General features: G+C 60.1%; 11 protein-coding genes. 3 read left to right on the top strand and 8 right to left on the bottom strand.

All coding sequences use genetic code 11. The annotated features are described in order from the left end of the window. The coding region (locus ACFO3E_RS10410) for an IS3 family transposase (protein WP_380804500.1) at positions 1–956 on the top strand (956 nt) is incomplete at its 5' end. Positions 957–1,103: 147 nt separating this feature from the next. Here ACFO3E_RS10410 and ACFO3E_RS10405 read toward each other — a convergent pair. Beyond that, positions 1,104–2,078: a response regulator transcription factor gene (locus ACFO3E_RS10405; protein WP_380804498.1), complete on the bottom strand. Its 975-nt coding sequence runs from the start codon at positions 2,076–2,078 to the stop codon at positions 1,104–1,106. A gap of 437 nt (positions 2,079–2,515) precedes the next feature. Here ACFO3E_RS10405 and ACFO3E_RS10400 point away from each other — a divergent pair, with 437 nt between their 5' ends. Both ACFO3E_RS10400 and ACFO3E_RS10395 read left to right on the top strand, forming a co-directional pair. Further along, positions 2,516–3,358 carry an alpha/beta fold hydrolase gene (locus ACFO3E_RS10400; RefSeq protein WP_380804495.1) on the top strand — a complete coding sequence of 281 codons (843 nt, stop codon included), beginning with the start codon at positions 2,516–2,518 and terminating at the stop codon, positions 3,356–3,358. Between the two features lie 106 nt (positions 3,359–3,464). Next, entirely contained in the window at positions 3,465–5,435 is a 1,971-nt protein-coding gene (locus tag ACFO3E_RS10395) for an oxidoreductase (protein WP_380804493.1), read from the top strand. A 444-nt stretch (positions 5,436–5,879) separates the two neighbouring features. On the opposite strand, the gene ACFO3E_RS10390 is transcribed toward ACFO3E_RS10395, so the two are convergent. The 7 genes from ACFO3E_RS10390 to ACFO3E_RS10360 all read right to left on the bottom strand — a co-directional run bounded on the left by ACFO3E_RS10390 (position 5,880) and on the right by ACFO3E_RS10360 (position 14,635). Beyond that, on the bottom strand, positions 5,880–6,110 hold the full coding sequence (locus ACFO3E_RS10390; RefSeq protein ID WP_380804490.1) for a hypothetical protein: 231 nt from the start codon (positions 6,108–6,110) through the stop codon (positions 5,880–5,882). Continuing rightward, positions 6,107–7,300 carry an IS91 family transposase gene (locus ACFO3E_RS10385; protein WP_380804487.1) on the bottom strand — a complete coding sequence of 398 codons (1,194 nt, stop codon included), beginning with the start codon at positions 7,298–7,300 and terminating at the stop codon, positions 6,107–6,109. Before ACFO3E_RS10385 ends, ACFO3E_RS10390 begins: the two co-directional genes overlap by 4 nt. 3 nt (positions 7,301–7,303) lie before the next feature. Next, positions 7,304–8,209, bottom strand: coding sequence for a tyrosine-type recombinase/integrase (locus tag ACFO3E_RS10380; protein ID WP_380804484.1), 906 nt, complete (start codon positions 8,207–8,209; stop codon positions 7,304–7,306). Between the two features lie 453 nt (positions 8,210–8,662). After that, positions 8,663–10,270, bottom strand: coding sequence for a hypothetical protein (locus tag ACFO3E_RS10375; protein ID WP_380804482.1), 1,608 nt, complete (start codon positions 10,268–10,270; stop codon positions 8,663–8,665). 170 nt (positions 10,271–10,440) lie between these two features. Beyond that, positions 10,441–12,990 carry a TonB-dependent receptor gene (locus tag ACFO3E_RS10370; RefSeq protein WP_380804479.1) on the bottom strand — a complete coding sequence of 850 codons (2,550 nt, stop codon included), beginning with the start codon at positions 12,988–12,990 and terminating at the stop codon, positions 10,441–10,443. Between the two features lie 74 nt (positions 12,991–13,064). Then, positions 13,065–14,066, bottom strand: a complete 1,002-nt coding sequence (locus ACFO3E_RS10365) for a FecR family protein (RefSeq protein ID WP_380804477.1) — start codon at positions 14,064–14,066, stop codon at positions 13,065–13,067. Beyond that, complete coding sequence (locus ACFO3E_RS10360) at positions 14,063–14,635, bottom strand: RNA polymerase sigma factor (protein WP_380804475.1); 573 nt, start codon at positions 14,633–14,635, stop codon at positions 14,063–14,065. Before ACFO3E_RS10360 ends, ACFO3E_RS10365 begins: the two co-directional genes overlap by 4 nt. Positions 14,636–14,676: the final 41 nt, after the last annotated feature.

The following is a 14,676-nucleotide window of genomic DNA, read 5'->3' as shown; positions in this document are numbered from 1 at the left end:
CTTTGGCCCTTGTCCGGGGCTCGCCCCGGACAAGGGCCAATCAGAAGAAGTGGGGAATTTTCAAATGTCCGATCCGGGGCATTTTACTCCGCCATCAACAACGAGCGCTTCCGGTGTCCGAGCGACGGATATGCCGGGTGCTGGGGCAGCACCGATCGACACAGCGCAAAGCGCCACGCGGGGCGGATGACGAACAGGCGCTCACGGAGGACATAATCGCATTGGCAAAGCAATATGGTCGATACGGCTACCGCCGGGTGACGGCATTGCTGTGCCATGCGGGTTGGACGGTGAACCATAAGCGTGTCGAGCGGATATGGCGACGCGAGGGTCTGAAGGTGCCACCACGCCAGCCAAAACGAGGACGCTTGTGGCTCAACGATGGATCATGCATCCGCCTGCGGCCCGAGTATCCGGGGCACGTGTGGGCCTACGACTTCGTCGAGGGGCGCACGCATGACGGCCGCAAGTTCCGCATCCTGACTATCATCGACGAGGCCAGCAGGGAGTGCCTGGCGCTCATCGTTGCACGGCAGCTCAAGCACGAGGATGTTCTGGCGGCGCTTGCCGACCTGTTCGTATCGCGCGGTCCGCCAGCGCATATACGGTCCGATAATGGCAGCGAATTTATCGCCACTGCCGTCCAGAAATGGCTGGGGCAGATCGGCGTGAAGACACTCTACATCACGCCGGGATCACCATGGGAGAATGGCTATAACGAAAGCTTCAACGGGTCGCTTCGCGACGAACTGCTCAACGGCGAAATCTTTTACAGCCTCGCCGAGGCCAGGGTGCTGATCGAGGCATGGCGGCGACATTACAACACCGTCCGCCCGCACAGCAGCCTGGGCTATCGACCGCCGGCACCGGAAACGGCAACACCGCCATATCCGGCCTCCGGTTCCGCTTCGCTCCACCTCCGTCCGGATATGGCGGCGATGGGCTTAATCCACTAACAAACAAATCGGTCCACTCGGTGGGGGCAGATCACTTGCGACCGCGCCAGATGCCGTACCATCACAACTGTCGCGCTCAAGCTAAGCTGCGGCCACATGGGCGGGAGAAGGCGGAGACACTAACAATGCAATCGGACTACTCAATGGTCAGCCCGACAGGATGCTGCCTAACACCCTTACGAGCGACACCTTGTTGCTTACGCCGAGCTTGGCATAGGAATGGTATAAGTGGTTCTTCACTGTTCCGGGAGAAATACGTAGCTCGAATGCAATTTGCTTATGAGTGAGCCCCGATGCCGCTCGTCGACAAATTTCTAGTTCTCTGGTAGTAAGAGGTGTCGAGCTTTTACGGACGATACCGATAATATTTACGTCAGCAACGGGTTTGGAAGATACCTTGATGCGGTGATTTTCCCATGTTGTATGCCTTTTTATGGCCTCGAGAATGTCGACCGGAAGATATTGCTGATCCCATCCAGGGATTTCTTCCGCAAGTATCTTCTTGAAACTCGATCCATCGCCCAGCAACTTTCCGGAACTGGAGCATACCATCACCGTTGCGTCACATGGTTCAAGATCATTTATGCGTTTGGCCGGATTTAACGCGTAATTGGCGACCCAAGCATGCATTAGATGCGGAACGATCCACTTCATGATCGCGCGCTCATCCTCATCGAACGGCCGTCTCATATCCTCCCTGGATAAAGAAAGACTGGTGTAACTGAACGCCGAACTCTTAACCATGACGGACAGGACGTTCAGATAGCCGCTATCTTCGCAGTAGGTCAGGAATTTCGGCGAGAATTGCCGTTGGTCATCGGAACTGGACCAGTTAAACAGCTGTGGCTCACCCGCCTGCTTGCACGTGCGCACGCTGACGATGTCGCTCGATCGCACTTTCAGGTATGCATCAATCATGCTGCTGTTCTGGCCCCACAGCTGCATATCTTGCGGCACACGACCCGGTGCGGCTATCGACGACCAGCTTGCGGTGTCGAAGCGAATCCTGCCTTGGAGGATGTTGAGCGCAGCCTCGCGAAACTGGGCCGTCGGCTTCTCGCGTGCTGCGCGATTGATCTCAACAATTGCGCCGTGCGCATCCATCCAGAGGTCCTTCCTCATGAGCCGCGAATGCTGGTTCTGAGAGGTAACTATATGGATAATAACCAACGCGCGCCATTCATGTCCATAGCCCAACCACAGCCGAAGCGGTAGCAGTGGCCGCGGGAGTTCACCTGAGCTCATGTGCCATTCGGCATATTTCGCGGCAAATTTGTATATGCTAGCGATAGCCGGACCAGCGGAGAACGAGCTCTTTTGACGATGATTCCTCCCACGAGATGACGCGCTCCCGGGATAAATAGCTCCGCCGTAGGAAACGGCTACCTGGGCCATCGGTTTGCGGCATTTGGCGGGGCTCGGGCAAAGGAAGTGTTGCGATAGTTTTGCGCCGTTCACGCATGCTGATAGACCTGTGCGGCAGGCAATCCGGAGATCAAGAACAGGATAATAGGCCAGAGGCCCAAGCAGGCACGGCAAGTTGAGAGTAGGAGGCAAGAATGCCGATAAAGAAGGCTTACGTCGATACCAGCGACGGTCAGATACATTATAGATATTGCGAGGGTGGGGAGGGAATTCCGATCCTTTTCTTCCACATGACGGCCAGCTCGTCGGCATGTTTCGAAAGTCTCATGGCGCATCTCGATGGCTTTTGTCCGATGTATGCCTTCGACCTTCCGCACTATGGGCAGAGCTTCACGCCGACAACCGAGCCGTCCTATGAATATGTGGCGCAAATCGTGACGGAGGCGATCGACGCTCTAGGGATCGGCAGATTTCACTGCTTCGGCCATCATGGCGGTACGAATGTGTCGGCGCAGTTGGCGGCCGATCATCCCGACCGCGTCGCTAGCATCATGCTATCGGGCGTCACTTACCCGACCATGGAGGAAAGCGCGCGCAACAGTGCCTTTATCTACGACAATCCGCCGGACATTCGAGGATCGCAGGCGATAACGGCCTGGACGCGCGTCGTGACGGACTGCGACACATCTCCTCCGGTTGAGCCGAGCGAACCGTTCGTCCCGGTGCCCGCGGAAATTTACCATCGCGAGTTGATCGACACGCTGAGGGCAGGCACTGACTGGCACTGGGGCTATCGAGCGGTCTTCAAGCACAACATGCCAGAGGTGCTGGGAAAAGCATCCTGCCCGATTCTTCTGATAGTCGGGCGACGCGATCTGGTCTTCTTCTGGCATGAGCGGGCGAAGAAAGCGTTGCCCGATGCCAAGGTCGTCGAACGGGACGGTCATGGAAGCTATTATTGCACATACGCCGGCGATGACTGCGCGCCCTTCCTAAGGGACTTCATCAACGGCCTGGATAATGTAGGCGCCCGCTAATTTTCAACGACGGCGAGGCGTGCGGGGCCCCGAAGGTTCCGCGCTTCTCGAGGCGCGTCAATCCGCGCAGGCGCAAACAGGCGAACGAAAATAAAAGGCTTCCCCGATGGCGTTCACCCATGTCGACACTCCGATCAGCATCGGAAATGTTCATCTCAAGAACCGGATATTCCGTCCGGCGCACGCCGTGGGGGTTGGCGCGGGGAACATGAATGAAGCGCTGATCGCCTATCACGAGGAGCGCGCGAAGGGGGGCGCAGCGCTTTCGATCCTGGAGGCCGGATCGGTCCACGCGTCCACGGCCGCCACCCTCAACATCTTCGAGCCTTCGATAGAAGGCGGCATGCGCACCCTGATCGCCAGGTGCAAACCCCATGGCATGAAGCTCTTTCAGCAGCTGTGGCATGCGGGCCATCATGTCGTGCCGGCCGATGGGACGCCGCCCTGGTCCGCATCGGACGTCCCCAGCATCGTCAATGGGCTCATGCCGGTGCCGATGACCAAGACGATGATAGACACGATCATCGAATCCTATGCGGACTGCGCGGTACGGATGAAGCGATATGGGCTCGATGGCGTGGAAGTGCACTGCGCGCACAGCTACCTTCCCGGACAGTTTCTCTCGCCGACGACGAATAGGCGCGAAGACCAATATGGCGGCACTCTGGAAAATCGGGCGCACTTCATCATGGAGGTGCTGACGGCCGTGCGCGCGGCGGTGGGCAGCGGCTTTGTCGTCGGTGTGCGACTGGTGCCAGATCTGGTCGTGGGCGGCGCGTGCGTGACAGATAATCTGGCGGTAGCGCAAATGCTGCAGGCGGCGGGCCTGATCGACTATCTCAACCTATCGACCGGCAGCTACAACAGCGCCGCCAAGATGATAGGCGGGATGTACGAGCCAACCGGCTATCAGATGCCCATGACCGCGCCGATCAGGAGCGCCATGACGCTGCCGATGCTGGTGACTGGCCGCTATCGGACTCTGGAAGAGGCCGGCCAAGTCATCCGCGACGGCGAAGCCGACATGGTGGGAATGGTGCGCGCCATGATCGCAGACCCTTATCTGGTCACAAAGAGCTTGGCGGGCAAGGCAGAGCAGGTCCGGCCCTGCATCGGTTGCAACCAGGCCTGCGTCGCGCGGGCAGCCATGGGCATCGGGATCGGATGCACTGTCAATGCGGGAGCGGGTGATGAGGCAGAGCGGGGCGACCACCGGCTGACCCCGGCTTCGGTTCGCAAGCGGGTCCTGGTCGTCGGAGGCGGCCCGGCGGGGATGGAAGCGGCCCGCGTCGCGGCACTGCGCGGGCATGCCGTGACGCTGGTGGAGGCGAGTGCAAAGCTGGGCGGGGCGGTTCGCGCGGCTGCCAAGGCCCCGACGCGGCACAATCTCATCGACATCGTCACCTGGCTGGAGGCGGAGATATACCGGCTGGGGGTGGATGTACGCCTGTCCACCTATCTCGACAGCAGCGAAGTTGACGGGTTCGCGGCGGACGAGATCATCGTTGCGACGGGATCATGGCCCAGGATGGACGGAGTCCTGATATCCCACGTCGGGCAACCCGTCAGGGGCGTCGGCCAACGGCATGTCCTCTCGTCAACCGACCTGTTCCTCGCGCCACCAGCAGAGCTGGGCGACGCCGCTGTCGTCATTGATGATGTCGGGCATTATGAAGGCTTGGCTGCGGCCGAACAGCTGATCTCCAAGGGACTCTCCGTCACCTATGTGACGCGCCTTCCGATGATGGCGCCCATGATTCAGCTGACCGGGATGAACGAACCGTTCCTGCAAAGAATGGCGGGCAAGCCCTTCCGATCGCTGGTACGCACCCGCGCGATCGAGATCGAGGCGAAGGCCGTCGTGGTGGGGCCCGCCCACCTGACTTCGGACGAGATCGATATCGAGCGGCTTGCCGCTGATACCGTCGTCCTGGTGACGAGCAATCGCTCCAACCGCGACATCTATGATGAACTGGTCTCGAGCGGTCGGAAGCTGCAGATTATCGGCGACGCGCAGACGCCGCGCTCACTCGAGTTCGCCATCCGAGAAGGCTATCTAGCGGGCGCAGCGCCTTGAACATTCGCGAGAGCCAAAACGGCATAGGTTGTCGAAGTTCAATTCGGATAGAGCAGGGGGAGGCCAACCTTAAGACCCGCCAGCGAGCCTCATTGGAGGTGTCCTGCCTCAATGGCTTCACTCCAAAGCTGATGCATAATTGAAAAATTTCGGATCAGGCCAAGATTAGCAGATATCTTCATCGTTTTCTTATGCCGATATCTGAACCTTTTCGCCTCAACGGTCAGCTTACGTCGATTCACTAATGGCCAGTACCAAGCTAAGTTGAGCTTGTTGCACGAACATCCGAAGAGCCTGAGTTGGTCCGGAGGCGACGCGATGCGAGCGGCAGCTATGCCATCACCCCCGCTCCAAAGCCGCCCGTCCGCTCACGTGGAGAGTTTCGGGCGCCGGTAGGCGTACGAAAGTCCCCGAAGCACGAACCCGCGGGCACGAAGCGCTGGCCTATGGGTATTTCGCCGCTTGGCTGGAAACCGGCGTGGCAGTGGCGAGGACAGAGCGGTGCCGGGCCGATGCGGGTCGAAAGTTGATGAGCGGTGATCTGTCAGGTTTTGCGCGCCCGGTGGTGATGAAGCTGTAGCCGATCGGCATGATGCTGGTCCAAAGGACAAGCGTGGGGAGCGCCCGGGACCTGTTGGTCGTAGGAGGTTGGAACACGATGTCATGCCGGCTCATGACGTAAACTCCCGGATCATGCCGTGGTGGATCGGCGGTGCTCGGGGCTGCCGCCAGCGCTCGAACGTCTCGGTGATGATCATTCGGCCGCCGCAATAGGGACAGGGCGGCATCGGATCGGCAGGATCTTCGCCGCTTTCCTGAGGGCGTGGGGCTGGAACGTTGAGCAGCTTGCGGGCCAGGGCAAGGCTGTCCTTGCGTGATGAACTGGCCAGGAAGCCGTAGTGACGGATGCGGTGGAACCCGCGCGGCAGGACATGAAGCAGGAAGCGGCGAATGAACTCGTCGGCTGCAAGCGTCATGACCTTCTGCCGTTTGGCCCCGTCGCGGCGATAGTCCTTGTAACGGAAGGTGACACCCGCATCATCAAAGCGGATCAGCCGGCTGTTCGAGATGGCGACGCGGTGGGTGTAGCGCGACAGATAGGCAAGGACCGCCTCAGGTCCGGCAAAGGGCGGCTTGGCATAGACCACCCATGGCTTCTTCCTGACTGGGGCCAGATGACGCAGGAAGGCTCCTCGTTCGGCAAGGCTGGCCACCGAGCCGAAGAAGTCGAGGCGCCCGGCATCATATAGAGTCGTCAGTCGAGCTAGGAACAGGCGGCGGAACAGCTTGCTCAAGACGCGAACCGGCAAGAGAAAGGCTGGACGAGAAGCGATCCACCGCCTCTCGTCCATGGCAAGTCCACCCCCCGGCACGATCATGTGGACATGCGGATGATGGGTCATTGCCGAACCCCAGCTGTGCAGCACGGCGGTGATCCCGATCCGAGCGCCCAGATGTTTGGGATCGGCGGCGATAGTCAGCATCGTCTCCGACGCTGCCTTGAACAGCAGATCATAGACCAGCGCCTTGTTGTAGAAGGCGATATCAGCCACTTCGGCGGGCATTGTGAAGACGACGTGGAAATAGCCGACTGGAAGCAGGTCGGCTTCCCGCTCTGCCAGCCAGGTTCGCGCTGCGGCACCCTGACATTTAGGACAATGCCGGTTGCGGCAGCTGTTATAGGCGATCCGCCAATGGCCGCAGTCTTCGCATGCCTCGATGTGACCGCCCAAGGCGGCGGTGCGGCAGTTCTCGATCGCTGACATCACTTTGAGTTGATGCAGGCTCAGATGGCCGGCGTGGGTCGAACGATAGGCCGGACCTGCGGCGCGGAAGATGTCCGCTACCTCAAGGGAGGCGTGCACCTCTCAACCGTCTGGCGTTCCCGCTCCCGGGATGAACATCGCCAGCTTGTCGAGGGGGCTGGTCACCGCGCGGATCGTTCGTGTCGCAACCTTGGTGTAGAAGGCGGTGTTGTCCAGCTTAGCGTGGCCCAGCAACGTCTGGATGATCCGGATATCAATCCCATCTTCCAACAGGTGAGTGGCGAAGCTATGCCGCAGGGTATGCGGCCCTACGCGCTTCGTGATGCTGGCGGCCTGGGCTGCTTCGACGACGACGCGATGCAGCTGCCGCGTGCTGATCGGCTTGAGATAATGCTGCCCGGGAAATAGCCACCCATCGCGATGGAGCTCGCCCTGCCGGTATCCAACCTTCCACCATTGGCGCAAGAGGCCGAGGAGGTCGTCCGAAAGCATGGCATTACGATATTGTCCGCCCTTGCCGCGCTCAACCCGCAGCAGCATGCGTTCGCTGTCCACGTCGCGGACCTTGAGCATCGACACCTCAGCTACCCGCAGGCCCGCCCCATAGGCCACCGACAGGGCCGCTTGATGCTTGAGGCAGGTTGTCGCGTTCAACAGGCGAGCAACTTCCTCACGACTGAGCACGACGGGCAACTTGCGAGGATGCTTTATGCGGTAGAGCTTGCGTGCCAGGTCAGGGCGATCGAGCGTGAAGGTGAAAAAGAAGCGCAGCGCGGAAACGATGCTGTTCATAGTCGGGGCCGCCATGCCCGCGTCGCTCTGTTCGATCTGAAAACGGCGCAGATCTTCTCCTGCTGCCTTGTCCGGCGGGCGACCCAGCCAAGATGCGAACCGCGCCACATCGCGAAGATAGTTGCGCTGTGTATCCCGCCCGAAATGGCGCATGTTCATGTCATCGATCAGCCGCTGACGGAGCGGGCTGATGGAGGTGCTGTTCACGATAGTCATGGCAAGTTCCTCTTCGCTGAAGGAACTTCCAGGCTCAGACGGCAACCCCCGCCGCCAAAGGCCTATATTTACCGCACTACATCGCAGCTCGCGACCCTCCCGCGGAGCGGGTTAGTGCCACGCGCTTAATCGATGAGCGCGCGTCCGGTCAGCTTCGCTAGCCGTCGAGCTACACCATCAACGGGGATACGACCCAGACAATCACCGTCGGATTGAGAAAGTGTCCGGCAACCCCGCTGGCGAAGTTTCCGTCATGGTTTGCGGCGCTGGCCCGAAGGCCAGCGATCCCAGCGCCTGACGTCCGATCGAAGCGACCGCGATGCGTCCGCCGCTGAACATTTCAGACAATCGACAGCCAAGGCCGGACATGTTGTGCTGCCCGGCCCCACGGGCAAGCGTCCGTCCTATAAGTTGGGCTTGAATCCCGGAACGACGGGCAGACCAACGATCCGATCACCGCTGGAATCGCGCTTGTGGCGGCGTGCGCACCCGGAACATGCCAAATCCTCCCGCACAGCCACATTCGATATCGCCGTTGGGAGCGATATTCACCAACCCGCCCACGGCCGTATAGCGATAGCTCTTCCCCAGCACATAGTGGAACACGGATTTGCCATTATTCCAGTCGATGGCCTCGATCGTCGAAGCGCCATCCCGCATCCCGACGCAATAAAGCAGATGATTGGCGTTCGGCGTGCATATCGACGCCACCAGCGCCAGCGGGGTTTTCCAGGCTATATCCAGCGACCGCGTGTGCGGGTTCCACGTCCATTTCATGCCGCCCCTGATTTCGTTGCCGCTGGTCTGGCCGGCATATTTCTCCGCCAGTGTCGTCTTCATCTGCGACCCTTGCCAGGGAATTTTCGTTTCGAGCGTGTCGTTGGCAACGAATATGCCATAATCCTGGGTGACGAGCGCATTTTCCAGACGGATAGGGTCTTTCCCGAACCGGATCGGCGTAATCGCGGCCACCCGCCGCGGCTGGCCGGAAAGACCGCGCCAGTCGTCGGGAATATGGTCGCGCCAGTACAGCACGGCGTTGCCGACGCCATCGCCGATCACGACCAGCTTGTCGCTGGCCTTGCCCCAACCCACCAGCGCCGGTGTCGTTCCGCTGCCGCGCGGCCCGGTTGCGTAGGGCACCGACCATGCGCCGTCCCGTTCGTCGAACGACAATTTCGTTCCGGTCCACTGCACCCGTTGCATCCGTGTGCCCGTGACAACGAAAATGCCGCCTGCGTCGTCGATGGCAATCGAGTTGCGGACAAAAGCGTCCATGAACTCTTTGCCATCCGTGGGTCGGTCGGCCAAAACGGCTTTATCCAATATCCTGAAGTCCCGCGATACAGCAAACAGCGTTCCGTCCAGCGTGACCACGATGATGGTCCCGTCATAGGTCATGTTCATCGCTATGGCTGTCATCCGCCTCCCTGACTCGGCGGGAAGCTTGATCTGTTGTTTCAGAACGATGTCAGAATTGGGATCATTGACTACGGCATCGCCAAATTTGCGGATATATTGATCGCCGCTGCTTCTGTCCGTGTAGAGAACATAAAGATTGTTCTCATTATCAATCAACCGATAGATCGCCTGCGCGCCACGTTCGATGCCGATCGCCAGTGGCGGCACGATAGCATCATATAAAGCCTGGCCGCTGAGCTTGTCAGCCTTGTCGATCAGTCGCCCGATTTCTTCGGGAGAATAGAATTTGCCTTCATGCAGCGAATAGGTGGAAATGGTCTCCAACGTGTCGGCATCCAGCTTGACCAGCTGCTGCTGGCCACCAAACCAGCCGACGCGCTTGCCGTTGGGATATAGCCCGGAATATTGGTAGGAATAGCCGTCGCTTGGACCAAGCTTTTTCCAGATGATATTCTCCTGCTCGATCGTCCGGCTCTCGTCAATCGGGCCTGGAACCGCGGTCGCCCCCGTCTGGCCTGTATCATTATGGAATATAGGAATGACGGAATCCGCCAGAAACGGATTGCGCGGGGGCGAGGCGATGGCCAGCGTCGGCATGGCCATGACGATCGCCGCCAATCCCATAATGATGTTACGCATTTGACCTTCGTCCCATAGTTCGAGTGTATCGCCGCCTCGGCCGCGCGCCGCCATTATGAGGCTTTTGTCGTCTGTGCGGCCTTTGGCTTTGAGCCGGCCAGTCCGCCGTCCTGCAAGGGACTATCGCGCAATCGGCGCTGTGGAGCCGGGGGCCCCACAGCGTTTTTGAGCTAGAACTTATATTGAACGTCGATGCCGTAGGTCTGCGGCGGCGCGTAGGATGCCCGGATGCCGGTGCCTGCGGCCGCCACATCGTCAAAATATTTCTTGTCGAACGCATTGTTGACCCAGGCGGACACGCTCCACCTGTCAGAGTCGGGCGTGAAGCCGATCCGGCCGTTCACCAGGCCATAGCCCTTTTGCCGGAGGGCGCGCGTCGCCCCGGTCTCGGTGACGCCAGGCGGGTCGAATACGAAATCGAACAGATAACTGCCTTTGTAAGCATAAGACAGGCTGACGGGGATTTTGCCGCCGCTGACCGCGACGGTATAGTTCGCTCCGGCAAAGGCCGAAAATTTGGGCGCCCGCAGCAGGTCCTGGCCACTTGCATTGAACCCCACATCGATCATTCCAGCGGGCCGCACAGCCAGGGTCGAACCCGGCGGGATCAACCCGCGATAGACCTTGGCGTTGGCCAAATAGCCCTGATACTCGGAGTGAAGCAGGGCCACGCCACCATTCAAAGTGAACGCGGGTGTGACCGACCAGCTCATATCGGCATCGAGGCCATAAAGCTTGGCGTTCGCCGCATTCTCGGTGGTGACGACGGCGCTGCCCTCGGCGGCCGCACGGCTGACCTGAAGGTCGGAATAATCATAATAGAAGGCGGACAGGGTGGCCCGCACCTTGCGATCGAACAGGCTGGCTTTCAGGCCTGCCTCGTACATGTCGAGCGTTTCTGGATTAACCACCGGCTGATTGGCGGGATAGTTCGGTCCGCCGCTCTTATATCCACGCGCGAATTTCAAATAGGCCAAAACGTCGCCGAAATCATATTGCGCCGTCAGGCTGGGCGTAAATTTCGACCAGGATTTTTCGCCGATAAAGGGCAATGGACCTGGAAGGGTGACGGGCGCATTGCGCGATGGACCCGCGAACCAGCTTTTCTTGTCATGCGTATATCTGCCGCCGGCCGTGAGGCTCAGCTTGTCTGTGATATTCCACTTTAGCTGGCCAAAGACGGCAACCGACTTCGTCTTGACATTCTCGTCGCTCTGGCTGGCGACAGGTGACGCGGGAACGGCCGTCCCCCGATCGACAATGGTGTCGAAATCCGTATCGTCATGGAAATAATAGCCGCCGACGAGCCATTCGAAAGCGCCCTTGCCAGCCGACGCGAGCTGGACCTCATGCGAGAAGGTCTTCGACTTTTCGAAGATCACGGCGTCCACCAGTCGCGCGCTGGTGCCATCGCCATCGAAGCCAAGCACATTGTTCAGATCTGCATACGTGGTAATGGTCGTGAGGTCGGCGAAGCCGAGGTCGAAATGCAGGTCGAGTTCCGTGGCATATTCCCGCTTGTCGTTCGTTTGCCGCAGCGCGCTCGCCACATGCTTGCGGTCTGTACCGCTAACCCCTCCGAGCCTGAGGCCGGTGGACAGATCGAGGCGGCCGACCTGGATGGCGTCGGTTCCGGCCAGATCATTGGATGACCAGTAGCTGCCGGTCAGCCGGGCATCGAACCAGTCGTTCGGCTCCCAGCGGACCTTGCCGCGCACGGAATACCATTTTCGGTCGTCCCACTGCTTGCGCCCGGCAGGGAAGATATTCTTGGCGAAACCGTCCCGGTGCAAAGTATCGCCGCTGATGCGGATTCCAAGCGTATCGCTGATCGGTATGTTGACCGCACCCTGCAACATCACACGGTTATAATTTCCGTAGCCGGCCTTGACATAGCCTTCGAAATCTTTGGAGACATCGCGCGTGATGATGCGAATGGCGCCGGCCGACGCGTTACGCCCGAACAGCACGCCCTGCGGCCCCTTGAGCACCTCGACCCGTTCGATGTCGGCGAATTCGAAATTCATCGACGACTGGCGCCCGATATACCGTCCGTCGACATAGGCAGCGACGCTCGGATCGAACCCGGCCTGGTTGAGCCGGCTGCCGACCCCGCGTATATAAGGCTGTGAAAAGGCGCCGGTGTTTGGAAAGACGACGGCGGGTGTTGCAATCTGGAGGGCCTGCACCCCCTGCACGCCTAGCGCGGTGAGCGTGTCTCCCGACAGGGCAGAGACCGCGACCGGAATGTTCATCACATTCTCGGACCGCTTCGTGGCAGTCACGACGATATCCGGCGTCCCTTCCGGGGCTGCCTCCGTCGCTGCGGCCGGGACGACCGCGCCCTGCTGGATCAGCGCGGCCCGTTCGAACGTGGCCGCTGCCGCAGCGGTTCGGCCGGGGATGATCGCAATAGCGCCCGAATTGTCATGATGCTGCTGAAACCCTGACCCTGCAAGCAGGGCGCGCAGACCCGCTTCCCTGGTCAGCAGTCCCGAGACACCGGCGCTTCGCCCCTTGGCGACCTCCTGCGGTCGATAGATCAACTGGACGTCGGTTTGCTCACGATACAGATCCAGCGCCTGTTTCAGATTACCGGCTGGAATATTGAATTGCTGCGTCAGGGCCTGCGCCTGACCTGGCGTCTGCGCTCCCGCTTGCCATGACACCGGCACTGTCGACACGCCGCAGAGCATCGCCACCAGAAATTTGCTGCCCATTTATCCCCCCCCATGTTCACATGTTTTTTTCAGTTCAATACTAGGGACACATGGGCGGAGGAAACCCGTATGTCCTAAGGTGAATTAATTTCGATATTATTTTCGGAGCGCCGGACATCGAGTCCGTAGGCGTGCTCGAGCAGGCTGGCGAACCCCTCCACATTGCCCATACGGAAAGAGCCGCTGATACGCAGATTCTGCGCCTCGCTCCCTTCGATCACCAACTGGCGAATATTGTAGCGGTTGAACTGCGCGGCCGCCTCGCGGAGGCTGATATTGTCGAATGCGAGCATCGAAAAGCGCCATGACAGGCTCTTGCGGATCTGGGCGAGCCTGCCGGCGGTAACCAGCATCGACTGTCCGTTCGTCGCGGCGATTTCGCCAGCGGTGAGCATGGCCGATCCTCCGTCCGGCTTTGTCCCGGTCGTAACCCGAACCCGTCCCTCCAGCACCGAAACGGTGATGTCATTGCCCTCGCGGCGAACCGCGAACTTCGTGCCCAGCACGGTCACGCGCCGCGATCCGGCATGGACGACGAAAGGGCGACCCTCATCTTTCGCGACCTCGAAATAGGCCTCGCCTCGATCGAGCCAGAGCATGCGTTCGGTACGTGCGTTGGCGATGCGCACGTCACTGTCGGTATTGAGTTCAACCTGACTGCCATCGGCCAGCGCAAGCTTTCCGATCTGACCAAATTTCGTCATATGCCGGGTATATTCCGGCCGTGCCTCCGGTGCCGTAAAGGCGAGATATCCGGCGATGGACATCGCCATGAAGCCTGCCATCAGCAGAGTTGGGCGCAGCAGGGTCGTCACGGGTCGGGTGATGGCGATCTGAAAACGCCGCCGCAGCTCGTCAGGAAAGCCGCCATCCGGCTCGTGCCGGGCGAGTGCCGCGGTCAGGTGCCGGTCGACCCGCACGCCCCCGTCCTGAAGCCGCCAGAAGGCGGCCATATGCGCCATCGATTGCTCAAGCCACAGGTCGAGTTCGCGCTGATCGGCATCCGACCAGTCCGGTTGCTGGCTGCGCGCCAGGAAGAGCGCGGCTGCCTGTTCAAGACTGGAATGATGGGTCATGAAACGGGTCCATGCTTGATTGTTCGCGCCCGGCTTGGCCGTTGCACGCGTCCATCGCCGCCATGCATGAAGTCGATCAGGGCGCGCATCCCCAACGTCACCTGCTGTTCCACCGCATCGATGCCGATCCCCAACTGTTGCGACACCTCTCTCGTAGTAAGACCCTCCACCTTCCGAAGGCGCAATATTTCGCGACACCGGGGAGGGAGAATGTCCAGCCCGGCCTGGACCCGCCTGAGTTCCTCGCGCGCCTCCAGATGGCGGGCTGGGGTCAGCCAGTCCATGTCGGGCACCACCTGCTCCAGCTCGGCGACCAGATCGATCTTGATGATCTTAGCCCGCCGCGCCCGGTTGATCATGACGTTGCGAGCGACTGTGAATATATAGGGACCAGCAAGGTCCGGCAGGGCCCGACTGGCGCCGAGCAGCACGCGTTCGTAGACATCCTGCCGGATATCGAGCAGCTCGTCCGACGAGTGCCAGTGGCGGCTGATAAATTGCGTCAGAACAGGCTCACGCCGCAGCACCTCGAGGCGAAACCACGCGTTCAAGGCCTCCCTGGTCACCATTTCCTATCGAGGCCTTTGATCCCTGCCATACTGCTAATGAC

The sequence above is a fragment of the Sphingobium tyrosinilyticum genome (assembly GCF_042654265.1).
Lineage (GTDB): Bacteria > Pseudomonadota > Alphaproteobacteria > Sphingomonadales > Sphingomonadaceae > Sphingobium > Sphingobium tyrosinilyticum.
Note: the sequence above shows the minus strand (reverse complement) of the source record. Positions and strands in the feature narration are given on the sequence as shown.

What these genes read in the sequence shown, in the direction of transcription:
- ACFO3E_RS10405 (WP_380804498.1), bottom strand. Translation starts at nt 2,078, where the DNA reads ATGAGGAAGGACCTCTGGATGGATGCGCACGGCGCAATTGTTGAGATC.
- ACFO3E_RS10400 (WP_380804495.1), top strand. Translation starts at nt 2,516, where the DNA reads ATGCCGATAAAGAAGGCTTACGTCGATACCAGCGACGGTCAGATACAT.
- ACFO3E_RS10395 (WP_380804493.1), top strand. Translation starts at nt 3,465, where the DNA reads ATGGCGTTCACCCATGTCGACACTCCGATCAGCATCGGAAATGTTCAT.
- ACFO3E_RS10390 (WP_380804490.1), bottom strand. Translation starts at nt 6,110, where the DNA reads ATGAGCCGGCATGACATCGTGTTCCAACCTCCTACGACCAACAGGTCC.
- ACFO3E_RS10380 (WP_380804484.1), bottom strand. Translation starts at nt 8,209, where the DNA reads ATGACTATCGTGAACAGCACCTCCATCAGCCCGCTCCGTCAGCGGCTG.
- ACFO3E_RS10375 (WP_380804482.1), bottom strand. Translation starts at nt 10,270, where the DNA reads ATGCGTAACATCATTATGGGATTGGCGGCGATCGTCATGGCCATGCCG.
- ACFO3E_RS10370 (WP_380804479.1), bottom strand. Translation starts at nt 12,990, where the DNA reads ATGGGCAGCAAATTTCTGGTGGCGATGCTCTGCGGCGTGTCGACAGTG.
- ACFO3E_RS10365 (WP_380804477.1), bottom strand. Translation starts at nt 14,066, where the DNA reads ATGACCCATCATTCCAGTCTTGAACAGGCAGCCGCGCTCTTCCTGGCG.
- ACFO3E_RS10360 (WP_380804475.1), bottom strand. Translation starts at nt 14,635, where the DNA reads ATGGTGACCAGGGAGGCCTTGAACGCGTGGTTTCGCCTCGAGGTGCTG.